Annotated in this window: 13 protein-coding genes, 1 rRNA gene and 1 pseudogene; 11 read left to right on the top strand and 4 right to left on the bottom strand. The window is 61.2% G+C overall.

Translation table 11 applies throughout. The features are described from left to right. Both ACIOUG_RS23555 and ACIOUG_RS23550 read left to right on the top strand, forming a co-directional pair. A pseudogene (locus ACIOUG_RS23555) lies at positions 1-6,642 on the top strand (LapA family giant adhesin); the annotation flags it as partial. Positions 6,643-6,789: 147 nt separating this feature from the next. Next, a complete protein-coding gene (locus tag ACIOUG_RS23550; protein WP_401069038.1) occupies positions 6,790-7,128 on the top strand; it encodes a tryptophan synthase subunit beta in 339 nt (112 codons plus the stop codon). 127 nt (positions 7,129-7,255) lie between these two features. Here the strand turns inward: ACIOUG_RS23550 and lapD are convergent, their stop codons facing one another. Both lapD and lapG read right to left on the bottom strand, forming a co-directional pair. Continuing rightward, positions 7,256-9,202 (bottom strand): cyclic di-GMP receptor LapD, encoded by a 1,947-nt coding sequence (gene lapD, locus ACIOUG_RS23545; RefSeq protein ID WP_401069037.1) that lies wholly within the window; start codon positions 9,200-9,202, stop codon positions 7,256-7,258. Between the two features lie 14 nt (positions 9,203-9,216). After that, positions 9,217-9,909, bottom strand: a complete 693-nt coding sequence (gene lapG, locus ACIOUG_RS23540; RefSeq protein WP_401069036.1) for a cysteine protease LapG — start codon at positions 9,907-9,909, stop codon at positions 9,217-9,219. A 196-nt stretch (positions 9,910-10,105) separates the two neighbouring features. On the opposite strand from lapG, the gene ACIOUG_RS23535 reads away from it, so the two are divergent. The 5 genes from ACIOUG_RS23535 (at position 10,106) to ACIOUG_RS23515 (ending at position 17,141) form a co-directional block, all read left to right on the top strand. Then, positions 10,106-10,816 carry a GntR family transcriptional regulator gene (locus tag ACIOUG_RS23535; RefSeq protein WP_401069035.1) on the top strand — a complete coding sequence of 237 codons (711 nt, stop codon included), beginning with the start codon at positions 10,106-10,108 and terminating at the stop codon, positions 10,814-10,816. 726 nt (positions 10,817-11,542) lie between these two features. Further along, on the top strand, positions 11,543-12,319 hold the full coding sequence (locus ACIOUG_RS23530) for a DUF3050 domain-containing protein (RefSeq protein WP_401069033.1): 777 nt from the start codon (positions 11,543-11,545) through the stop codon (positions 12,317-12,319). Continuing rightward, positions 12,316-13,245 (top strand): diiron oxygenase, encoded by a 930-nt coding sequence (locus ACIOUG_RS23525; protein ID WP_401069031.1) that lies wholly within the window; start codon positions 12,316-12,318, stop codon positions 13,243-13,245. Before ACIOUG_RS23530 ends, ACIOUG_RS23525 begins: the two co-directional genes overlap by 4 nt. Positions 13,246-13,258: 13 nt before the next feature. Beyond that, entirely contained in the window at positions 13,259-16,651 is a 3,393-nt protein-coding gene (locus tag ACIOUG_RS23520; RefSeq protein WP_401069029.1) for an amino acid adenylation domain-containing protein, read from the top strand. A 22-nt stretch (positions 16,652-16,673) separates the two neighbouring features. After that, positions 16,674-17,141: an SRPBCC family protein gene (locus tag ACIOUG_RS23515; RefSeq protein WP_401069028.1), complete on the top strand. Its 468-nt coding sequence runs from the start codon at positions 16,674-16,676 to the stop codon at positions 17,139-17,141. A 146-nt stretch (positions 17,142-17,287) separates the two neighbouring features. Here the strand turns inward: ACIOUG_RS23515 and ACIOUG_RS23510 are convergent, their stop codons facing one another. After that, the gene (locus tag ACIOUG_RS23510) at positions 17,288-19,168 is read right to left on the bottom strand and encodes a methyl-accepting chemotaxis protein (protein WP_103519918.1); all 1,881 of its coding nucleotides are present in this window, start codon (positions 19,166-19,168) and stop codon (positions 17,288-17,290) included. Positions 19,169-19,479: 311 nt separating this feature from the next. Between ACIOUG_RS23510 and ACIOUG_RS23505 the strand changes: the two genes are divergently transcribed. The 4 genes from ACIOUG_RS23505 (at position 19,480) to ACIOUG_RS23490 (ending at position 24,826) form a co-directional block, all read left to right on the top strand. Then, positions 19,480-19,980, top strand: coding sequence for a sigma-70 family RNA polymerase sigma factor (locus ACIOUG_RS23505; RefSeq protein WP_401069027.1), 501 nt, complete (start codon positions 19,480-19,482; stop codon positions 19,978-19,980). After that, on the top strand, positions 19,980-20,981 hold the full coding sequence (locus tag ACIOUG_RS23500; RefSeq protein WP_401069026.1) for a FecR domain-containing protein: 1,002 nt from the start codon (positions 19,980-19,982) through the stop codon (positions 20,979-20,981). The genes ACIOUG_RS23505 and ACIOUG_RS23500 overlap by 1 nt, the downstream gene beginning before the upstream one ends. 88 nt (positions 20,982-21,069) lie before the next feature. Continuing rightward, positions 21,070-23,571, top strand: coding sequence for a TonB-dependent siderophore receptor (locus ACIOUG_RS23495; RefSeq protein ID WP_401069024.1), 2,502 nt, complete (start codon positions 21,070-21,072; stop codon positions 23,569-23,571). Positions 23,572-23,647: 76 nt separating this feature from the next. Continuing rightward, a complete protein-coding gene (locus ACIOUG_RS23490) occupies positions 23,648-24,826 on the top strand; it encodes a PepSY-associated TM helix domain-containing protein (protein WP_401069022.1) in 1,179 nt (392 codons plus the stop codon). A 64-nt stretch (positions 24,827-24,890) separates the two neighbouring features. On the opposite strand, the gene rrf is transcribed toward ACIOUG_RS23490, so the two are convergent. Continuing rightward, positions 24,891-24,978 (bottom strand): 5S ribosomal RNA (gene rrf, locus ACIOUG_RS23485); the annotation flags it as partial.

Genomic DNA, 24,978 nt, shown 5'->3' with positions numbered 1-24,978 from the left:
GCGCCGGTAACCGGCTCGCCAGTCGTCGTGACCCTGGCCAACGGTCAGAACATCACCATCGAAGTGGGTAAAACCACCGGCACCGTGACCACCACTGCGCCGAACGATGCGCTGACCGGCCATGCCCCGCTGACCAACGCCATCACCAACGTCAACGGCGGTAACTACGAAAACCTCGTTGCCGACAAGACACCTGTTTCGACAAACGTCACTGACACCCTCGACACCACCAACCTGTCGCTGAGCGCAACCGGCACCGTGGCCGAAGGTGGCTCGATTGTTTACACCGCCACCCTCACTAACGCCGCTGGTTCGCCAGTCACCGTGACCCTGAGCAACGGCGCAGTAATCACCATCGACGCGGGCAAAACCACCGGCACCGTGACCGTTCCAGCTCCAGCGGACGACGTCTACAAAGACGCCGGCACCGTCCAGGCAACGATCAAAACCGCGACAGGTGGCAGCTTCGAGAACCTGGTCCCAAGCACCACACCAGCCGTGACCAGCGTCACCGACACCATCGACACCACTGGCGTGAAACTTACCGCCACTGGCACCGTGGCCGAGGGTGGCACCGTCACCTACACGGCTACTGTCGGCGCGCCAGTCACCGGTTCGCCTGTGGTCGTGACCCTCGCCAACGGTCAGACAATTACCATCGACATCGGTAAAACCACCGGCACCGTGACCAGCATCGCACCGAACGATGCGCTGACCGGTCACGCGCCGCTGACCAACGCCATCACCAACGTGAGCGGCGGCAATTACGAGAGTCTGGTGGCTGACAAAACGCCGGTCAGCACCACCGTGACCGACACCATCGACACCACCAACCTGTCGTTGAGCGCGACCGGCACCGTGGCCGAGGGTGGTTCGATCATCTACACCGCGACCTTGACCAACGCGGCTGGCTCTCCAGTCACCGTGACTCTGTCGAACGGCGCTGTGATCACCATCGAAGCCGGCAAAACCACCGGGACGGTGACTGTTCCTGCTCCGGCTGACGACGTCTACAAAGACGCCGGCACCGTCCAGGCAACGATCAAAACCGCGACAGGTGGCAGCTTCGAAAACTTGGTCCCAAGCACCACACCAGCCGTGACCACCGTCACCGACACCATCGACACCACTGGCGTGAAACTCACCGCCACTGGCACAGTGGCCGAGGGTGGCACTGTCACCTACACCGCGACCGTCGGTGCGCCAGTGACCGGCTCGCCGGTCGTGGTAACTCTGGCCAACGGTCAGACGATCACCATCGACATCGGCAAAACCACCGGCACCGTGACCAGCATCGCACCGAACGATGCGCTGACCGGCCACGCGCCGTTGACCAACGCGATCACCAATGTGAGCGGCGGTAACTACGAAAACCTCGTTGCCGACAAGACACCTGTTTCGACAAACGTCACTGACACCATCGACACCACCAACCTGTCGCTGAGCGCAACCGGCACCGTGGCCGAAGGTGGCTCGATCGTTTACACCGCAACCCTGACCAACGCCGCTGGCTCACCAGTGACCGTGACCCTGAGCAACGGCGCCGTGATCACCATCGACGCCGGCAAAACCACCGGAACGGTGACTGTTCCTGCTCCGGCCGACGACGTCTACAAAGACGCCGGCACCGTCCAGGCAACGATCAAAACCGCGACAGGTGGCAGCTTCGAGAACCTGGTCCCAAGCACCACACCAGCCGTGACCAATGTCACCGATACCATCGACACCACTGGCGTGAAACTTACCGCCACTGGCACCGTGGCCGAGGGTGGCACCGTCAGCTACACCGCGACCGTCGGTGCGCCAGTCACCGGCTCGCCAGTCGTGGTAACTCTGGCCAACGGTCAGACCATTACCATCGACATCGGCAAAACCACCGGCACCGTGACCAGCATCGCACCGAACGATGCGCTGACCGGCCATGCCCCGCTGACCAACTCGATCAGCAACGTGACCGGCGGTAACTACGAAAACCTCGTGGCCGACAAGACCCCGGTCAGCACCACCGTGACCGACACCATCGACACCACCAACCTGTCGCTCAGCGCGACCGGCACCGTGGCCGAAGGTGGCTCGATTGTTTACACCGCCACCCTCACTAACGCCGCTGGTTCGCCAGTCACCGTGACCCTGAGCAACGGCGCAGTAATCACCATCGACGCGGGCAAAACCACCGGCACCGTGACCGTTCCAGCTCCAGCGGACGACGTCTACAAAGACGCCGGCACCGTCCAGGCAACGATCAAAACCGCGACAGGTGGCAGCTTCGAGAACCTGGTCCCAAGCACCACACCAGCCGTGACCAATGTCACCGATACCATCGACACCACTGGCGTGAAACTTACCGCCACTGGCACCGTGGCCGAGGGTGGCACCGTCACCTACACCGCGACCGTCGGTGCGCCAGTCACCGGCTCGCCAGTCGTGGTAACTCTGGCCAACGGTCAGACCATTACCATCGACATCGGCAAAACCACCGGCACCGTGACCAGCATCGCACCGAACGATGCGCTGACCGGCCATGCCCCGCTGACCAACTCGATCAGCAACGTGACCGGTGGTAACTACGAAAACCTCGTCGCCGACAAGACTCCGGTCAGCACCACCGTGACCGACACCATCGACACCACCAACCTGTCGCTGAGCGCAACCGGCACCGTGGCCGAGGGTGGTTCGATCACCTACACCGCAACCCTGACTAACGCCGCCGGTTCCCCGGTGACCGTGACCCTGAGCAACGGCTCGGTGATCACCATCGAGGCCGGTAAAACCACCGGCACCGTGACCGTTCCGGCTCCGGCCGACGACGTCTACAAAGACGCCGGCAGCGTGCAGGCAACGATCACCAACGCCAGCGGTGGCAGCTTCGAAAATCTGGTGACCAACACCACGCCAGCCGTGACCAACGTCACCGACACCATCGACACCACCACCGTCAGCATCACCGGCAGCACTTCGGTGACCGAAGGCCAGACCGCCAGCTACACCGTCAGCCTGACCCACCCGGCGCAAACCGACGTGACCCTGAAAATCGTCTACAGCGGCACCGCCGCCGACGGTTCGGACTTCACTGGCGTGTACACCGTGAAGATCCCGGCGGGCGCCAGCAGCGCGCAGTTCAACGTCGCGACCATCGATGACAAGATCACCGAAGGCACCGAGAACTTCGTGGTCAAGATCGACTCGGCCACCGGCGGCAACTTCGAGAATCTGGCCGTCAGCAGCACCAACGGCAGCGTCAGCACCTCGATCATCGACAACGATGCGCCACCGGTCATCGACCTGGATGCCAACAACTCCAGCGGCGCCACCGGTGCCGACTACAAGGTGACCTTCACCGAAAACACCCCGGGCGCCGGCGTGTCGATTGCCGACACTGACCTGACGATCACCGACCCGGACAGCACCATGCTGACCGGCGCGACCATCGTGTTGACCAACCGTCAGGAAGGCGACGCGCTGAACCTGGGCAACAGCGTCAACGGCATCACCATCAATGCCAACAGCACCAACGGCACCGTAACCCTGACCCTGTCGGGCAACGCGACGCTCGCCGACTACATGCAGGCGATCAAGAACATCAGCTTCACCAACAGCAGTGAAGACCCGAGCACCGTGCCGCGGATCATCACCGTGACCGTGACCGATGGCGGCAACTACTCCAACACCGCGACCACCACGGTCAACGTGGTGGCGGTCAACGATGCGCCGGTTGCCGCGCCAGTCAACGTCACCGGCACCGAAGACACGCCGCTGATCCTCGGCTGGTCGACCTTCGGGGTGACCGACGTCGACAGCCCGGCCAGCAGCCTGGGGATCAAAATCACCCAACTGCCGGGCGAAGGCAAACTGCAGTACCTGGACGGTTCGACCTGGAAAGACGTCGCCAACAACCAGACCTTCAGCAAGGCTGACATCGACGCCGGCAAGCTGCGCTTCATGCCGGATGCCAACGAGTCGGGCGTCAACGGTTACGGCGGCACCGGCATGGGCAACAACCAGGCCGACTACGCACAGATCAAGTTCCAGCCAACCGACGGCCAACTGCTGGGCAACACCGGCACCGTGAAGATCGACATCACGCCAGTGGCAGATGCGCCGACCGTAAGCGTGGCCGACAACAGCGTGAAGTCCACCGGACTGGTCAAGGAAGTCTGGACCGGTCTGCCGGGCCTGGGCACCAACGGCAACGGCGCTGACTCGACCACGCTGAAAAACGTGATCGACGGCGCCGGCACCCCGAACTCCAGCACCAACGTGACCAACGTGCAGTCCGACGGCAGCGTCGCGGCAGGCACTGCGTCGAAAACCTCGGGCCTGATCTATCTGGAAGCCGGCAAGACCTACAGCTTCAGCGGTGTGGCTGATGACAGCCTGTTGATCACCATTGGCGGCAAGAGCGTGGCGTCGGGTACCTGGGGCGCGGGCGGCGCGATCAGTGGTTCGTTCACCCCGACCACCAGCGGCTACTACACCCTGGACATCTACCACCACAACCAGAGCGGCCCGGGCAGCTATGACGTGAACCTGTCGGTCAACGGCAGCACGCCAATCGACCTGAGCAGCGCCGGCGTGCCGATCTACACCGGCGTGCAGGATCTGGTGAACTCCGGCGTGACCGTCTCCGACCTGCACGGCACCAACGGCGAAGGCTATTACGACGGCTACAAACTCAACACCGGCGCCGAAGGCACCACGGTGAAACTGTCGGCGATCAACACCGCGCTGACCGACACCGACGGCTCGGAAACCCTGAGCGTGAAGATCAGCGGTGCGCCAGTGGGTTCGGTTCTCTCCGACGGCCATGGCCACAGCTTCACCGTCACCGCGAGCAACGGCGAAGCCAACGTCACCGGCTGGAGCCTCGGCAGCCTGACCGTGACCCCGCCAACCTACTACAACGGCCAGTTCAACCTGACCGTGACGTCGACTTCCACCGAGATGGTCGGCGGTTCGGCCAGCAGCACCGCGACCATTCCGGTCACCGTGGTGCCGGCGGTGTACAACGCGGTGGTCGGTACCTCTGGTGATGACACCTTCAACGGCACCGACGGCAACGACATCATGGTCGCCGACATCGGCGGTCTGACCGTGGTGCCGGGCACCAACTACAACATCGCGTTCATGGTCGACAGCTCGGGCAGCATGAGCACCTCGTCGATCAATGCGGCCAAGGACTCGCTGACCTCGGTGTTCAACACCCTCAAGCAAAGCCTGGGCGGCAGCAACTCGGGTACGGTGAACATCTTCCTGGTGGACTTCGATACCCAGGTCAACAAGTCGGTGTCGGTGAACCTCAACGACCCGAACGCGCTGACCAAGCTCAAAGCGGTACTGGACTCGATGTCGTCCGGCGGCGGCACCAACTACGAAGACGTGTTCAAGACCACGGCCAACTTCTTCCAGAGCACCGAAGCGCTGGCCAACACCGGGGCGAAAAACCTCACCTACTTCATCACGGACGGCCAGCCGACCTACTACCAGAGCGGCGAGCAGACCAACCCGACGCTGTACGGCAGCGTGAAGTTCGACAGTGTGGTGACGACCAGCAACTACAAGCTGGGCGATACCTTCAGCACGTACATCGACAGCACGCACTACCTGAGCATCAGTGCTGCCGGTGCTGCTGTTCTGCAAACGTATAAAAACGGCAGCTGGAACTGGAGCAGCCTGGGCACCGTTCACGCTCAGGGTGACGGCACTTACGAGCTGTCGAGCCTGGCGGGTACCGGCAACAGCACCACATCGGCCACCACCGACAACTCCAGCAGCAGCTTCGCCTTGCTCAGCGGTCTGTCGAATGTTGAAGCGATCGGTCTGAACAGCGGCGTGAGTCTCAACGACCTGAAACCGTACGACTCGGACAAGACCCCGCAAACCAACATCGATCCGAAGGACCTGGCCAACTCGATCATCGGCCACACCGAAGCGACGATGCCGGGCAACGACACCGTCAGCGGTGGCGACGGCAACGACATCCTGTTCGGCGATCTGGTGAGCTTCAACGGCATTGCCGGCGAGGGTTATCAGGCGATGCAAGCGTTCGTCGCGCAGCAGACCGGGGTCGATGTCAGCAAAGTCACCACCAGCAACGTGCACCAATTCATCACCGAGCACTATCAGCTGTTCGATGTGTCCGGAACGCATGACGGCAACGACACGCTGCTGGGTGGCGCGGGCAATGACATTCTGTTCGGCCAGGGCGGTAACGACGTCCTCGATGGCGGCAAGGGCAATGACATCCTGCTCGGCGGCTCCGGCAACGACACGCTGATCGGCGGCCAGGGCAACGACATCCTGATCGGTGGTTCCGGTGCCGACACCTTCGTCTGGAAAGCAGGCGACACCGGCAACGATGTGATCAAGGACTTCAATGCCAACGAAGGCGACCGCATCGACCTGCGCGATCTGTTGCAGGGCGAGACCGGCAGCACCATCGACAACTTCCTGAAGATCTCCACGGTCGACGGCGTGTCGTCGCTGCAAGTCAGCTCCGGCGGCAAGTTCAACTCCGGCGACGCGGCTGCGGCCACCCCGGACGTGACGATCAAACTGGAAGGCAACAACTGGTCGAGTGCCAACATTCACAACTTGATTGCCGGCAGCGATCCGACCATCAAGGTCGACCACAACAACAGCTGATGCGTGAACAAAACGGCCGTCCCTTGGGGCGGCCGTCACGTTTGCGACTATCGCACCGGTGACGATTTCGTCGCCGCACCGCATACTCGCGCGCAGTTGGCCTATGCTGCTGACAGCATGACGCTGGTTCTTTCTGAGGGATGCTCAATGTTTTACGTGCAACGCGATGCGCAGGGTCAGTTGATTCGCGCGGAAGCCGCGGCCTACGCCGAGGCCACGGAAACGCTGCCGGCCGACCACCACGAAATTCAGGCCTGGTTCGCCAACGCGGCCGTGGAAAACAGCCTCAAACAGCTCAAGCAGAGCGACTTTGAAATGATTCGGGTACTCGACGACCTGATTCAGGTGCTGACCCAGAAGGGCGTGATCCGCGTCACCGATCTGCCGCCGGCCGCACAGGCCAAGCTGATGGATCGAACCCAGGCGCGGGAAGCGCTGGGCGGGTTGAGCCAGTTGATCGATGATGAAGAAACCGGGCTGATCTGATCCGCGTTCTTCGGTGACGGGACAGTCCCCTTCGCGAGCAAGCCCGCTCCCACATTTGAAATGCATTCCAATGTGGGAGCGGGCTTGCTCGCGAAGGCTGATTTACCGACAACGAATGACCAACAGGTTATTTCCAGGGCTTGGGCTCACCCAACAACTGCCCCTGCACCCCATACAAGCCCATCTCGCGAATCACCGACAACTCCCCCTCCGTCTCGACGCGTTCGGCAATCAACGGCAGATCAATGCTGTGCGCCGCACGCTGGATCGCCTCGATGAACAGGCGCTTGTCGCTCTCCTGATCGATCGCGCGAATGTAACTGCCATCAATCTTCAGATACGCCAGCCCCAGCCGCGCTAGGTTGCCGATCATGCTGAAGCGCCCGCCAAAGCGCTGCAGGCTCAGCGAGAAGCCCAGCTCGCGCAGACGCCGGGTCAACTGCTCCAGCACCGCTTGCTCCGGCAATTGCTCCTCGCCGATCTCTAGCGTCAGGCGCTCGCCGAGGTCGGAGTGCGCACGCAGAATCTCGAACACTTTGTTCAGGGCCTGCGAATCGGCCAGGGTTGCCGAAGACAGGTTCAGCGCCAGCGAATCCTCGTGCCCTTTCATCTGCTCCAGCACCCGCTCGAGCATCAGGCGGTCGAGTCGCGCAGTCCAGCCAAAACGCTCGAGCCACGGCAGGAAACGCCCGGCCGGGATGGTTTGGCCTTGCTCATCCAGCAACCGTGAGAGCACTTTGTAATGCAGCACCAATTGCGTGTCCTGGGCGGCCACCACCGGCTGGAAGTACAGCTCGAAACGCTGCTGATTCAGCGCCTGATCAAGCAACCGATGCCAGGCGTGGTGATCGTCACCGACATCCGCCACCAGGCTCTGATCAATGCACGCCCAGTTCTGCTCGCCCTGCCCTTCGGCCTGTGCCAGCGCCTGGTCGCCCAGGGTCAGTACCGCTTGCGGCGAATCACCGTGAGCGAACGGCGCGAGACCGATGGAGGCCACCGCCGGCACATCGGTGGCGCCCGTGGCATGCAGACTGCTCAAAGCACTGTCGAGGTTCTGCGCCAGTTGCAGCGCTTCTGCGCGTACCAGCCCCGGCGCCAGCACGGCGAACTCACCACCGCGAATGCGAGTGACGAGGTTCTGGGTTTCCGGGTATTTGGCGCATTCGCGGGACAGCTGCTCACCCACCGCTTTCAACAATTGGTCGGTGCGCTGGCCGCCCAGACGCTGATTGAGCCCGGCCAGATCCTTGACCCGCAACAGCAGCAGATAACCGGAACTGGCCTGCTCCGGGTTGCTCACCCGGTTGTGCAGTTGCATCTCGAAATAACGCCGGTTGGCCAGCCCGGTGAGATTGTCCTGATAGGACTCGGCGCGCAGCTTTTCACTGCGCTCGGCCTGCTCCTGGAACAGCGCCTTGAGCTTTTCGACCATCTGGTTCATCGCCTGCACCACGCGCCGCAGTTCAGGGGTGCGCGGCAGCTCCGGCAGGCTGAGGAATTCGCGGCGGGCGATAGCGTGGGACTGCTTGACCATGTAATCGAGCGGGCGCAATTGCCGGCGCAGCAGCAGCGCGCCGAGCACCGCACTGACCGCGCCGCACAGCAGCAGCCAGCCGAGGCTGCCCAGCGCGCTCTGCCACAGCTTGGCCACGGCAAACATCGGGTGGCTGACCACCTCGACCCGCGCCGCCTGCTCCCAGCCACGGCTGACCAGCGCGTCGCCTCCGGCCGGCTCCAGACCGATCAGTTTGACGAACCAGTCGGGCACATTGCTCACCGCCGGAATCCCGTTGCGCTCGACGATGGTCTGGTCGGTCTTGAGATCGACCACGCGGATGCTCGCGTAATAACCGCTGTCGAAAATCGAACTGACCAGCAACTCGACCATCGCCGGGTCGTCGATATTCGGCGTCAGCGACAACGCCAGCGCCGTGGCGGCGTCCTGGGCGTGAGAGCGCAGCTGGTTGACGTACTGGGTGCGCGAGCTCTCCAGACTGACCATGAAGCTGCCGGTGAAGGCGACCACCAGGAACAGACAGATAGCGATCAACAGCTGTTTGAACAAAGACATCTGAGCGCGTGCTCCTAGTTAGTCGTTTCGACCGGGAAACCTTCGGCCTGCATTTTCTTCAGCACATCCTGCCAGCGCGACAGGCGTTTGGTGTCACCGACCTTTTTGTTGCCCTTGGCCCCCGGCAGGTACAGACCTTCAGCATTGAAAGAGTAGACCGGCAGCAAATCGGTTCGCTGGGACGCCGGCTGGATCGGATCGATCAGGCTGTCGAGCACCAGCGGCATGGCATCGGGGGTGGCGTAGTAAGTCAGCACCATGTGCGCGCGATTCTGGCGCAGGGCCTTGACGTAGGTGATGCGCAGCTTGTCACTCGAGACCCCGAGATGGCGCAGGCTGAAATACTTGGCGATCGCGTAGTCTTCGCAATCGCCGGCGCCTTTCCACAACGCTTCGATGGGCGTCTCCCAATAATCGACCTGACCCCACAGATCGATATCCTCTACATAACGCACCTGTTTGTTGAAAAACAGGTTCACCACTTTGAGCTTTTCCAGCTCGCTGACCTGTTTCTGCGTGGCCAGCAGGTTCTGCCAGGCGTCGATCCGCTGCTGCCCGGCACCCAGCGGGCCGTATAGCGCGGTGGCTTTGCGACTGATCGCGGAAAAATCCCAATCGGCATGCAGGCCGCCCAGCATGAAGCCGGCCAGCAGCAGTGCGCAGCCTAGCCAGCGCAGAGTCCGGGGGATCGCGAAACGTACCGCCACAGCAGGTTTCCAGGGGGCAGGAAGGAAAGCGTTTGATGGTGAAGCTTAGCCCGACAAAAAACAATGGCACCCTGAGATCATCGCCGGCGCGCTAAACTGATTGCCGGGACCGCAACCTCTACACGGTTTGACAACCTGTAGAGCAATCACTAGTGTCCTTGGATCCAAATTCCGTGGTCATTCAGGGTGAGTAGTTGTGACACAGAAGCCCAAACCGCTGCACAGCATCAAAGTCGATGGGCCGATCCCTGCACACCTTGCCCGGTCGATTATCGAAGAGACCCTGCGCTCGGCGATCCTTGATGGCCGCTTGCCGTGCGGCACCGCCCTGCGCCAGCAGGACCTGGCCGACCTGTTCGGGGTCAGCCGCATGCCGGTGCGCGAAGCGTTGCGCCAACTCGAAGCCCAGGAACTGCTCAGCGTGACCACCCACAAGGGTGCCGTGGTGGCGCCGCTGATCCAGGGCGATGCCACCGAAACCTACGAATTGCGGATCCTGCTCGAAGCCGAAGCCATGCGCCAGTCGATCCCGCTGCTGACCAGCGCCGATTACGAGCTCGCCGCCGGCTACATTGCCGAACTTGAAACCGAACACAACTACGCCGAGATCGGCCGGCTCAATCGCCTGTTCCACATGGCGCTGTACAGCAAGGCGCCGAATAAACGTCTGCTGCGCCTGGTGGAAGACGGGCTCAACGAAGAAGAACGCTTCCTGCGCTTCAACCTCGAGGCCATGGGCCTGGGCAAGCTGTCCCAGGACGACCACCGGGCCATGCTGCAAGCCGCTCGCGAGCGAGATGTCGAACACTCGATCAAACTGCTTGAACAGCACCTCAACCGTGGCGTCGAGGTCATTACTCGCTACCTCGCCACCCCGGCGGGACAAACACGCAAGGCGTCGCACTGACTCGAAGCGTGACGAATAACCTGCTTACAAATCCCTGATCGGTCTGCCGCGAATCAACGTGGCAGATCGACTTCCCCGCTCTAACCTCCCTGCGCCGGGTCGCCCGAAAACTGCCTCCTGTGGTCGATGAATCGGCCATAGCCGTGGCGACGATTTACCCGCACTCTTGAACTGCCAACCCTTTATAGAACGGGCGATGCGCCGCACGGTCGGCGCAATCCCCGCACCAAGAACCTACGGAAGGAGTCTTGCCACGGGAAAAAGGAAGTCGCGGCGCCGTTCCCGGCCAACTTCCGCCCCCTCAAAAACATTTAATTTCATTAGTTAGAAAGTTACTTCGAGTGAGGCATTCACTCTGTTTATTCGATTTTGATCTTGATTGATCGAAAGGAGTAACTACGCCCAAATAAAACTTATGCAAAGAGTTTTATTAGAACAGCTCACCCCTGAAAAACATCAAACTTAAAATAATTGAAATTAGTACTTGTTAATTAACTTTTCGACGTATAAGTTTTTCTTCGCCAGGCAGTAACGCCTGCTCCTGAAAGGTTCCGCTCCCCAATAAACAGGCGCCACGCCGCTGAATCCAGCGCAACATTCATAACAACGCACTTTGATTGTGCAGAACGAGGCAGACACACGCCCATACATTAACTATCACTTTCCGCCCCATTGTTTTCGCAGTTGCAAGAGCCGTTTCATTTCATATCAATGATAAAGGACATCATGATGTCGACTAAGAACCAACTCGCCCTGAAGAAAGCCGAACTCAGTATTCATCCGATCTTTTCCGAGATCACTTCGTTACCGGTATTGCGCCGTTTCATGGAGACCCACGTATTTGCCGTGTGGGACTTCATGTCGCTGACCAAGCGTCTGCAACAGGAGCTGACCTGCACCCGTCTGCCCTGGTTGCCGCCGCGCGATCCCCACGCCGCACGCCTGATCAATGAAATCGTGCTCGGCGAAGAATCGGATGATCGCCTGACCCAGGGCCATTACAGCCATTTCGAACTGTACCTCGACGCAATGCGGGAAATCGGCGCCAGTACCACTGCGGTGGAACGCTTTGTCGCGCTGCAACAAGAGGGCGTGAGTTACGACATCGCGCTGCAAAGCGTGGACGTCGACCCGGCCGCTGCGCAGTTTGTCCGCGACACCCTGCACACCGCCCTGCATGCGCCCGGTCACAGTGTCGCGGCGGCGTTTCTGCATGGTCGCGAGAGTGTGATTCCGACGATGTTCCAGCGCATTCTCGATGACTGGGGGATCGGCATCGAACAGGCGCCGACCTTTCGCTATTACCTGGAGCGCCACATCGAGGTCGACTCCGAAGATCACGGCCCGGCGGCGGAGCAACTGCTGGAACGGCTGGTCGATGGCGATCCGCAGCGTGCAGCCGAGGTTTATGCCAGCGCCATCGCGGCGGTGCAAAGCCGCATCGCGCTGTGGGATGGCCTGCGCCTGAGCATGCGTGCGCCCTTGGCGGAGGTGGCCCAATGAACGCCGCCGACTATCAATCCTTCGCCGACGCCTGGGAAACACGCGCCACCATCCGCACCCGGCCACGGCGGGTGCTGGAAGACGATGAGCGGCTGATCTATCCGCTGAGCCGCCAGCCGCTGGTACTCAGCGAAACCTTCCTGCGTGAATGCCCGCAGCAGCGTGATTTTGCCCTGGTGCAGACGCTGTACAAGTTCATCAACGACGTGGTGATTTTCGAGACCGAAATCGTCGACCGGACCGCTCGCGCCATCGCCAAGAATCGCTTCGCCGTACCCTTCCCGTTCGCCTGCCGCTACGACGCCATGACCGTGGTGGTGGACGAGGATTACCACGCGCTGGTGGCGATGGACTTCATGCAACAGACCGTGGCCATGACCGGCATCGAACCGATCGAACTGCCCACTGAAATCGAACTGAGCCGGGCTATTCCGGCCGCTGTGGCCCTGGCCCCCGAACACCTGCGCAGCGCGGTGGAGTTGATCTGCGTGGCCATCGCCGAGAACACCGTGACCGGCGATGTCGCGGCGTTCGCCCGCGACGATACGGTCAAGCCGTCGATCAAAGGCCTGATGGCCGATCACTTGCTCGACGAGGGCCGACACTCCAGCTTCTGGGCGCGCATGGTGCACATCTATTGGCACACCGCCAGTGAGGCGGACCGGCAAACCATCGCGCAGATCCTGCCGGTATTCATCGGCCATTACCTGACCAACGACATCCAGAAGTCCTTCGATCTGCGTCTGATCGACGCCTTGCCGGTGAGTGATGCGATCCGCCGCTCGCTCAAGGACGAGATGGCCGGACTGGCCTTTCCGATCAATCGCCACCATCCGCTGGTGGGCAACATCGTGCGCTTTTTCCACAGCAGCTCGCTGCTCGACACGCCATGCGTGCAGCACGCCCTGCGTGACTATCTGGTTTGATGAGGAGGCCGACATGAGACGTCTCGACATTTTGCTGATTGGCGCCAGCCAGGCCATGACCGACCTGGCGCAGGAACTCGAACAACACGGTCACTCCTTGCTGCGCAGCGGCGCCGCGCAATCGCCGGTGGATCTGATCATCGACGATGGTTTCATTGGCGCCGGTGATTTCTGCGCCATCCCGCACCTGCATTTGCGCCTGGGTATCGCTGCGCCGAGCCTTGGCGGTTTGCCGATGCTCGACCTGCTGTGCTTCATTGGCTCATCACTGATCAGCCGCGTGCCGATTGGCGATGAATCGTCCGGCAACGGTCAGGCACTGCGCCAGCGAGTGCTGACGCTGGTGGTCGACGAAGTTGCGCTGCTGGTCAGCCGTTTCTCCCGCGATGCCGAGTATTTCCAGCAGGCATTGCCGGCCACGGCGCCGGACTTCGAACAGGTGGAGGACCTGTCGTTTCTCGACAGTCTGGCTTACGTCCATCGCTTCAACGCCACGGCGCATCCGGCATTGTTGCAACAGGCACAGACGCCGCTGATCGAGCGCCTGCAACAGAGTCTGATCGCGCACGCCGAGCGACCGGCGCTGCAGCTGGCCGAGCAGTCGCTCAGCTACCGCCAGTTGCACGCCCACAGCCGTGCGATCCAGCAGCGTCTGCAACCGCTGCTCGAGCAGCATCCGCAGCCGTGGATCGTCGGTATCTGCCAGCCGAAAAGTCCGGCGCTGTTCGCCTCGATTCTGGCGGTGCTCGGCAGTGGCGCGGTGTATCTGCCGCTGGAGCCGAGCCATCCGTTGCAACGCCAGCAATACATCCTGCAAAACGCCGGCGCGGTGTTGTTGCTGCACGACGGCGAGCATCCGCTCGGTGAGTCGATGCCCGGGCTGGATGTCAGTCAAATCGACCCTGCCGATGCAGATCTCGGCCTGCCGCTGATGCGTCAGCGCCCGGCGCTTGAAGCACCGTGCATGGCGCTCTACACATCGGGCACCACCGGGCATCCGAAAGGTGTGCTGCTGAGCCAGGCGAACCTTGCGCACTTCACCGCGTGGTACGCCGATTACGTGCAGTTGCGCGCCGAGAGTCGGGTGTTGCAGTTCTCCTCGCTGAGCTTCGATTCTTCGCTGATCGACATCTTCCCCAGCCTGCTGCAGGGCGCCGAGCTGGTGGTGCCGGATGACACGCAACGGCGCGATCCACTGCAACTGGTGGCGCTGATCCGCCGTCGGCAACTGAGCCACGCGTTCCTGCCGCCGGCGCTGCTGAGCATCCTGCCATTGGAGCAATTGCAAGGCGTCGAGGTGATGACCGGTGGCGACGTCTGCGAGCCCTTCGTCATCGAGCAACTGACCCGGCAGGGCAAGTTGCACAACCTCTACGGCCCCACCGAGGCGACGGTGCTGATTACCGCTCGCCAGCTCAAGCCGGGTGACAGCAACCGCACCCTCGGCGCACCGATTGCCAACAGTCAGGTGCTGATCCTCGATGACGATCTGCAACCGGTGCCGGAGCACACCGTAGGCGAATTGTTCATCGTCGGCCCCGGCGTCTGCCTCGGTTATCTGAACAATCCGCAGCAGACCGCCGAGCGTTATCTGACCCTGCCACTGCCGCACGGCGAGACCTTGCGTGCCTACCGCAGCGGCGACATGGCCAAGTGGGGCGAACACGGGATCGAGCTGTGCGGACGGCGTGACAATCAGGTGAAGATCCGTGGTTTCCGGGTCGAGCCGGAAGAGATCGAACGCTGCCTGCGCGAGAGCCAGTTGTACCGTCAGGTGGCGGTAGTAATCGACAACCAGCGGCGGATTCTTGCGTTCCTTGCGCAGCCGCAGTCGGACGCTGCCCGCGATCAATTGAGAGCGCATGCCCAGCAGTTTCTGCCGGACTACATGCAACCGGTGGCGTGGACTGAACTGGCGCACATGCCCTTCGCCAGCAACGGCAAGGTCGACCGCAAGGCGTTGCTGGAGCTGCCGGTGAGCGTGCAGGACAGCGGCCCGAAATGCCTGCCGGCAAACGCCGACGAAGCGCTGCTGCTGGAGATCTGGGCGGAACTGCTGGAGCTGCCGAGCAGCGATATTTCCACCGACGAGAGTTTCTTCAACCTCGGTGGGCATTCGATTCTGCTGTCGCGGATGTTGCTGCGCTTGCGTGAGGAATTCGGGCGCAGCATCTCGATCAACCGCTTCATCGAGCTGCCGACGATTATCAAACTCGCGACGCTGGTACGCGGCACCGATGACAGCGCGGTGCTCAGCGCCCAAGCCATGGCCGACGCCGAGCGCCCGCTGAACATCGAGCCGCTGCCGATCAGTCGCCTGGGCGATGTGCACAAGGTGATCGTCACCGGCGCCAACAGTTTTGTCGGCGTGCACATCGTCGAAGCGCTGCTCGGTTGGGGCGCCAGCGAGGTGGCGTGTCTGGTGCGTGACGGTGGCGGGCAAACGGCGGCGCAGCGTTTTGCCCAGGCATTGCGCGAGAACCGTCTCGAGCACTTGGATCTGAGTCGGGTGCGAATCTATTCGGCAGACCTCACCCGCCCGCAACTGGGCCTGGCCGACGACGATTATCAGCGCCTCGATCGCGAGTTCGGCGCGCTGGTGCACAACGCCGCCAACGTCAACCACGTGCTCGATTACGAGTCACTGGCAGCGGATAACGTCGAGCCGATTTTCGAGCTGCTGCGCCTGTGTGAAGGGCGTAGCAAAAAGGTCTTCAACTTTGTCTCGACGCTGTCCGCTTCCAGCACCGTCGATAGCGAAGGCCGCGTGCTCGAATTGCCCGCCGCGCCGACGCCGCCGATCTACATCCGCAACGGCTACAACCTGTCGAAGTGGGTCGGCGAGCGCGTCCTCGAACGGGCGCGTGAGCGTGGGGTGTGGGTCAACCTGTATCGCCCCGGCAACATCAGTTTCAACAGCCTGAGCGGCGTCTGCCAGCCGCACAAAAACCGTTTGATGCTGATGCTCAAGGGCTCGATCCAGCTCGGTCAGGTGCCGGCCTTTGCGCTGAATTTCGACCTGATGCCGGTGGACTTTCTCGCCCGCTTCATTGCCTTCCACGCCAGCCGTTATTCGACCGAAAGAGCGGTGTTCAACCTGCACAACCCCGAACCGCTGAGTTGGGATGCCTACGTCGCTTCGTTCCGCGAAACCGGCAGCGAGTTCTCGCTGGTCAGCGTCGCCGACTGGCAGCAGCAACTGGGCCGGGTCGACGCCGACAACGCGCTGTTCGGCGTACTCGGCTTCTACCTCAACGGCTTCGAGGAGGACATCGGCGACATCTCCCTGATCGGCCACGCCAACGCCGAAGCCGGCGTGCAGCAGATGGGCGCGCAGTACCCGGAAAAATCCGCGGCGCTGCTGCGTCGCGGCTGCGATTACCTGAAACAGATCAACTTCATCTGATTCATCAAAAAGGAGCAACACCATGAGCAATCTGCAACCCGACACCCTGATCAAAAACCCGCATGGCTGCCACGTTGTGTCTTCGGTGGAAGTGCCGGCGGACGCGGCGCAAGTCTGGGCGGTGGTCGGCAACTTCGCGGGCTTCGACCGCTTCATTCCGGCGCTGTCGCACATCGAAATGACCGGCGAAGGCGTGTCCTCGCTGCGCAAGAAATTCTTCAAGGACGGCAACGTGGTGGTCGAGCAACTCAACTCCCGCGATGAGCAGGCACGGGCCATGACCTGGACCACGATCTACAACACTTTGGGTGTGGCGAATTTGTGGGCGGCGATGAATGTGGAATCGCTGGGGGCGGGGAAGTCGCGGGCGACCTGGACGATCATTGCCGAGCCGGCATCAGGTGGGGCGCAAGCGCTGCCGGGGTTCAAGGATTTCGTGCAGGGGTTTGCCGATGATGCGATGGGGAATGTGTTGAAGCTGTTTGTATAAGGCTTCAGTTTACCGGTGATTGCACCGCCGCTATCGCTGGCAAGCCAGCTCCCACAGGTTCCAGGTCGGTCACAGATGTTGTGTTCGCCAGAAATCCTGTGGGAGCGGGCTTGCCCGCGATGAACGATAACGCGGTCTGCTTGACGTCAGATCTTGAAGCTGTCCACCAACTGCTTCAACCGGTTGGCCTGCTGCGACAACGCATCGCAATCCTTCAATGTTTCATTGAGGTTGGCCACGCTTTGCTGGTTCAGCAGGTTGATCTGGTTGACGTCGACGTTGAGGGTTTCCACCACCGCCGTCTGCTCTTCGGTCGCGGCGGCCACCGACTGGTTCATGCCGTCGATTTCGCCGATGCGCTGGGTCACGCTGACCAGACGCAGACCGGCCTGATTCGCCACTTCCACGCTCTCTTCGCTGGACGCCTGACTGGCGTTCATGGTGGTCACTGCTTCACGGGAACCGACCTGCAAGGAGGTAATCATCTTGTGGATCTCTTCCGCCGACTCCTGGGTGCGGTGGGCGAGGTTACGCACTTCGTCCGCCACCACCGCAAAACCGCGTCCGGCTTCACCGGCACGGGCCGCTTCGATGGCCGCGTTGAGCGCCAGCAGGTTGGTCTGCTGCGAGATGCCTTTGATCACATCAAGGATGTGGCCGATGTTGTCGGTGCTGGCGTTGAGGGTTTCGATCTGCGTGCACGACAGGCTGATCTTCTGCGACAGCTCGGTCATCGCCTGAATGGTCTGCTCGACCACCTGACGACCATCATCGGCCTGCTCGCTGGCGCCACTGGCGTGCTGCGAAGCATCGGCAGCGTTGCGGGCGATTTCCTGAGTGGCGGCGCCCAACTGGTTGATCGCGGCGGCCACGCTGTTGGTGCGCGCACTTTGTTCGTCGGAGCCGATGATCGAGGCGTTGGACGACGCCATCACCCGTTGCGACAGGTCGTGTACATGACGGGTGGCCGACGACACTTCGGAAATCGACGCATGAATGCGCTCGACGAACTGGTTGAACGAGCTGCCCAGTTCGGCGAACTCATCCTTGCCTTCCACGACCAGACGCCGGGTCAAGTCGCCTTCGCCTTGGGCGATGTCTCGCATCGCGCGGCCCATGGTGGTCAGCGGACGCATCAGGACATTAATCAGCAGGCTCAGCAGCAGCGCAATCGCAGCGACCGCGACGAACATCGCGATCAGCGCTGAAGTGCGGAACTGGCTGAGGGCGGCGTAGGCCTTGTCGCGATCAATCGACAGACCGATGTACCAGTCGGCATTCGGCAAATCGCTGACCGGGGTGAACGACAGAATGCGTTCCTGGCCGTTGAGCACCACGTTCTGGTTGCCTTTCTCGATGCGCACGCCGGAATTCGGGTAGATGTCCTTGAGGTTCTTCATCACCTGGTCTTTGTCCGGGCTGACGATCACCTGACCGTCGCCGCTGACCAGGAATGCGTGGCCGAGGCCACCGAAGTCCACCGAGTTGATGATCTTCACCAGGGTTTCCAGGCTCAGGTCACCGCCAACCACACCCAGCAGTTCGCCATTCTTTTTCACCGGCATGGCGATGGTCACCACCAGACCACCGACCGCCGCCATGTAAGGCGGCGTCAGCATGGTTTTGTCAGCAGCGACGGCTTGCTTGTACCAAGGGCGCTGACGCGGGTCGTAGCCGTCCGGCATCTTCGCATCAGGGCGTTGGGTGAACACACCGTTGGCCTGACCGACGTAAGTGAACTGGAAGTTCGAGGTGAAGGCCGGTTGATCAACCAGCCCCGGGAAATCGGCGTCCTTGCCCTGATGGGCTACGTTTTGTGCGAGGTTTTCCAGCACCAGGATTCGCCCGCTCATCCAGTTCTGCACGCTGCTGGCGGTCAGATCGCCGGCCTGCTGCACGGACGACTGGAGGTTCTGGCGAATGGTGTTTCGCTGCAGATAGTCGTTGTAGAGGGTGAACAAAGCGAAAGCCAGGACCACGACGCCCGAGGCGGCCAACAGGATTTTATGGCTGAACTTGAGATTCATTTCATGGGACTTCTTATGCAAAAGTGGGGATGCGTTCCGGGATGCAACATTCCATGTACAGCGCAGGCGGCGTTCTGACGACCGCTCTACTTTGGTGCGCGCATGTCTCACCAGTCTGTCGGCACGGTTTGCGGAAATCTTAGGGCTGCGTGGGAAATGCCCGACATTTCTGTCAGATTCCCGCCGAACGGTGTGCCAGAGCGTTCGCCACAAAGTTTTTCTGCTGGTTATCCGAGCGGAGGTTGCAAAATTCCCAGCCCTTGATAAAAATGCGAGTAATTATCATTTGTGACGTTCGGGCTGTCGCGTTCATGTCCTCACCTGAGTTTGCAGTGCAGGCGCTTTACAGTAGTCATCACGGCTGGCTCAACGCCTGGCTGCGGGCGCGGCTGGGCAATGCCGCGGATGCGGCGGATCTGGCCCAGGACACTTTCGTACGCCTGCTACAACGTACCGAACGCCTGGAACTCAAGGCGCCGCGCGCATTTTTACGCACCATCGCCCGCGGCCTGGTGATCGATCATTGGCGTCGGGAAGAAATCGAACGCGCCTATCTCGAAACCATCGCCCATTGGCCCGAAGCCGAAACCCCAAGCGCTGAAGCCCGCGCGCTGGTGATCGAACTGCTCGAAAGCATCGCGCGCATGCTCGAAGGATTGCGGCCGAAAGTCCGTCAGGCATTTCTGCTGGCGCAGTGCGAAGGTTTGACGCACAAGCAGATCGCCGAACAGATGGGCTTGTCCCTGCGTTCGGTCGAACGCTACGTCGCCGATGCGCTGTATCACTGCTACGTGTTGCGGTACGAGGCCTGATGCCTGTGGATAACCTCTCAGCCGGGCGCCGCGCCGAGCCGCAGCAACAGGTGGTCAAACAAGCCATTCACTGGTTGCTGCGACTGCGCAACAACCATGGCAACTCGCGCCTGAGCCGCCAGTGCGAAGCCTGGCGCGCCGAACATCACGAGCATGAACTGGCCTGGCAGCGCGTGCAGTCGCTGCAGGCCGAGCTGAGTCATAACCTGCGCGCCGTGCCCGGCGCACAGGTGGCGTTCAATACCCTGGAAAACAGTGCGCAGGGACTGGGGCGGCGGCAGGCCTTGAAACTGCTGTCCGGCGCCGTGCTGATGGGCTCCGCAGCGTGGCTGGCCAAGGACACTTCCGCCTGGCAGCAGTGGCGCGCTGATTACGCTACGGCAACCGGCGAGCGCCGCGGCTTTCAGTTGCCTGACGGCACACGGATCGAACTGAACACTGCCAGCGCAGTGGATCTGGATTACACCGCGCAACAGCGCCTGATCACCCTCAACCGTGGCGAAATCATCGTCACTTGCGGCGGCAACGATGAAGGCGCGACGTTCAACCGGCCGCTCAGCGTGCAAAGTCGTCACGGGACTTATGAGCCAAACAATGCCCGCTTCATCCTGCGTCAGGACAGCGATTGCACGCGGCTCACCGTCAGCTCCGGGCACGTCGCCATCCACAGCGGCGGCGTCTCGGTTGAGGCCAGCGCAGGGCAGACCTATCTGGTCGATCACCGTCAGGTACGTCCGGCACCGCCTCTGGACATGGATGTCGGCGCCTGGGTCGACGGCTTGATCGTCACCCGCAACATGCGTCTCGGGGATTTCCTCAGCGAAGTCGGACGCTACCGTCAGGGGTTTCTGACCTGTGCGTCGGACGTCGCCGACTTACGCCTGTCCGGGGTGTTCCGACTGCAAGACACGGACAAGCTGCTGGCGATCCTGCCGCAAACCCTGCCGGTACAGCTGCGCTATCGCACACGGTGGTGGGTGACCCTGGAGCGGGTGGTCTGAATTTTATTTTGGCGGGTTTTCCGGGCAAGTCCGGCTTAGTCAGTAAGCACTTCAACTCAGCCTTTGCGACTGCCCACGGAAACCTACAATGACTGTCCGCCTCACCTGTAAGAATTCGCTGAATTTCACCGCCGAATCGGGCCTACTGCGCCAAGCCATTCGCGCCGCCCTGCTGTCCACGGTTTTGGGCGCCGGCGCGCTGCCCGGCCTGAGCCTTGCCGCCAATGCCAGTGAAGCAAGCAGCCAGCGCTACAACATCGGCGCCGGCCCGCTGGGCGAAGCGCTGAACCAGTTTGCACGCCAGGCCGGCATCACCTTGTCGATGACTCCGCAGCAAACACAGGGCCGGCAGTCTCCGGGCGTACAGGGCGAATATTCCACCGATCAGGCGTTGAGCCATTTGCTGGGCGGCTCGGGTCTGGAAGCGGTCAGCCAGGACGGCAGCAGCTACATCCTGCATTCCGTCAGCGAAACCGAGGCACTGGCACTGCCGACCACCGATATCAAAGGTTTCGCCCTCGGTAACGCGTTGGGCAGCATGGAAGGCTACAACGCCACCCACAGCCAGATCGCCACCAAAACCAGTACCGCGCTGCTGGAAACCTCGCAAAGCGTATCGGTGGTGACCCGCGAACAAATGGACGATCAAGGTTCGCAGACCGTCTCCCAGGCGATGCGCTATACCCCCGGTGTGCTGACCAATCCTTACGGCGCGACCCATCGCTACGATTACGTGGCGATGCGCGGTTTCAACGACGGTTCGGTGGACAACATTTACCTCGACGGCCTCAAGTCGATGGGCGACAGCGGCACCTACAGCACCATGCAGGTCGATCCGTATTTCCTTGAGCGCGTGGATATTCTCAAAGGCCCGTCGTCGGTCTTGTATGGCCGCAGTTCGCCCGGTGGCCTGGTGGCGCTGACCAGCAAAAAGCCGTTGTACGAGGCCTATCATCAGATCCAGGCCACGGTTGGTACCCAAGGCCAGCGCGGGGTCGGTTTTGACTTCAGCGGCCCGGTCGATGACGACAAACGCATTGCCTATCGTCTGACCGGTTTGACGGATCAGTCTGACACGCAGTTCGACCACAACCAGGAAAAACGCTTCGCCCTCGCCCCGACCCTGAGCATCGACTTCAACGAAGACACTTCGCTGACGCTGCAGGCGTATCTGCAGCACGATCCGGATGGCGGCTACCACGGTGGCGTGCCGGCGGACGGCACGATTCACCAGCGCAACGGCAACCGTATCTCGCCGCACTTCTTCGAGGGTGAGCCGGGAGTTGACGGGTACTCGCGGGATCAACAGTCGTTCGGCTATCAGTTCGAACATCGTTTCAACGACGTCTTCACGGCGCGGCAGAATTTCCGTTACCTCGACTCAAAAGTAAACATGGATCAGGTCTACGCCTACGGCTGGACGACGCCAACCAGCAACGAACTGAACCGCTATTACACCGGCGGCGATGAACGCCTGCATGCGTTCATCGTCGACAACATGCTGCAGGCGGAATTCTTCACCGGTGCAAGCAAGCACACCGTGTTGCTGGGCGCCGATTATCAACGGCGCAAAACCGTGGTCGACTGGACCAGCGGCGGTCTGGCGCCGATCAATGCGTTCAATCCGGTGTACGGCAACGCGGCGATCGACATGTACGGCGAGACCAGTTATCTGCGGCGCCTGGAGCAGACCGGCGTGTACCTGCAAGACCTGATCGAGATGGACCAGTGGCGCTTCTCGCTGGGCCTGCGCCAGGACTGGGTCGAGACTTCGGATGAAAACCGTATCGCCGAAGCTGGCCGTCCGGTCGGTACTGAAATCAATGACCGTCGCACCAAACTGACCGGCCGTGCAGGCGCGTTGTATCTGTTCGAGAACGGCCTGGCGCCGTACATCAGCTACTCCGAGTCGTTTAACCCGAACTCGTATGCCGACAGCGCTGGCAATCCTCTGCCTCCGACCGATGGCACACAGTGGGAAGTCGGCCTGAAGTATCAACCGCCGGGCACCGACAACCTGTTCACCGCCTCGCTGTTCCGGATCGATCAGGAAAATCTGGCGACCAAGCTGCCACAGGAAAACTTCTACCGCGCTGTCGGCGCCGTCCGCTCGCAAGGCCTGGAGCTGGAAGCGCACATGCAATTGACCGACAACCTGAAGGTGCTCGGCAGCTACACCTTCACCGACATCGAGTACTCGAAGTCGATGGTCAGCACCCTGAGCACACCGACTGCCGTGATCGAGAACAAAGGCAACTCGCCGACCCAGGCGCCGCGGCACATGGCATCGTTGTGGGCGGACTACAAGTTCGACAGCGCGGCACTCGATGGCCTGCGTCTGGGCGGCGGTGTGCGGTATGTCGGTTACAGCTGGGCCGATGCCGAGAACACCCTGAAGGTGCCGTCCTACACCTTGTTCGACGCGTCGATCGGCTATGACTTGGGCAAAGTCGGTCTGAAGGGCGTCGATGTACGCCTGAACGCGAATAACCTGACCAACGAATCCTACGTGGCCTCCTGCGCCAGTCTGAACTTCTGCTACATGGGCGAAGAGCGCAACGTCGCCGCCACGGTCAGCTATCAGTTCTAAACCTTTGCCTTGTGCATAAAAAAGCCAGCCCCTGTTTTCAGGGGCTGGCTTTGGCGTCTCTGTGGGGAAATTTTTCATGCGTGGATTGTTGGTGGTATTGCATCGCTACATCGGCTTGGCGACGGCGGTGTTTTTGCTGCTGGCCGGGATCACCGGGAGCATTCTGGCGTTCAATCATGAGTTGGATGAGTGGTTGAATCCGCAGTTTTATACGGCTTCTTTCGAGGGTCAGCGTTTGCCTCCCGGGGCTTTGGTCGACGCGGTGCAAACCACGCATCCGAAGTTGCAGGTCTGGTACATGGAGTATCCGCAAGAGGCGGGGCATACCGCCATGTTGGCGGCGGTGCCGCGCAATGATCCGGCAACCGGCAAACCCTTCGATGAGCGCAATCAGGTGTTCTACCTGGATCCAGTGAATGCCGAGCAGAAAGGCCAGCGCTACTGGGGCGAGTGCTGCTTTGCGCGGGAGAACTTCATTCCGTTCATTCTGGAGTTTCATTACAACCTGACACTGCCCGGCAACTGGGGCTTGTGGTTGATGGGCCTGGTGGCCAGCGCCTGGGTGATCGACTGCTTCATCGCGCTGTGGCTGACGCTACCCCGTGGTAAACCGTTCTGGAAGAAGTGGTCGGCGGCCTGGAAGATCAAGGGCGGGCACGCTTACCGGCTCAACTTCGACCTGCATCGCGCGGGGGGACTGTGGATGTGGTTGCTGTTGCTGCCGATCGCGATCAGCAGTGTCGCAATGAACTTGCCGAGTCAGGTGTTCAAACCGGCAGTATCGTTGTTTTCGCCAATTGAACCGAGCGTGTATGAAGCTCGCGGGCGAATGCCTCCTTCGGAGTTGGGAGTGACACAGTTGAGTTATCAACAGGCGTACGAGAGGGCATTGCAGGAGGGGAAAAGGTTAGGGCTGACAGCGGCGATCGGGGAGTTGTATTACAGCTTTGAGTACAACTTCTACGGTGCAGGATTCGGGCAACACGACACTCAAGCGCATGGCAAATCCTGGTTGTTCTTCCACGGCACTGACGGGCGATTATTAGGACAGGAGATCGCCGGCAGAGGGACTTGGGGGGAGCGGTTTTACCGATTGCAGTTACCGATACATGGCGGACGGATCGTTGGCTTTACCGGGCAAGTGATCATCGCGGTATTGGGTATTGTCATTGCTGGGTTGTCAGGGACTGGCGTCTACATCTGGTGGCGCAAGTGGCAGGCCCGACGTATCAGCAAGGCTCGCAAAACGGTCTGATTTTGGCAGCCCTGAAACGACAAAACCCCTGTCTGCGTTAGCAGACAGGGGTTCTGAAATTTAATCTTGACGATGACCTACTCTCACATGGGGAAACCCCACACTACCATCGGCGATGCATCGTTTCACTTCTGAGTTCGGGATGGGATCAG

This window comes from Pseudomonas sp. NPDC087803, assembly GCF_044742995.1.
Lineage (GTDB): Bacteria > Pseudomonadota > Gammaproteobacteria > Pseudomonadales > Pseudomonadaceae > Aquipseudomonas.
This window is presented reverse-complemented; position numbering and strand designations above follow the sequence as displayed.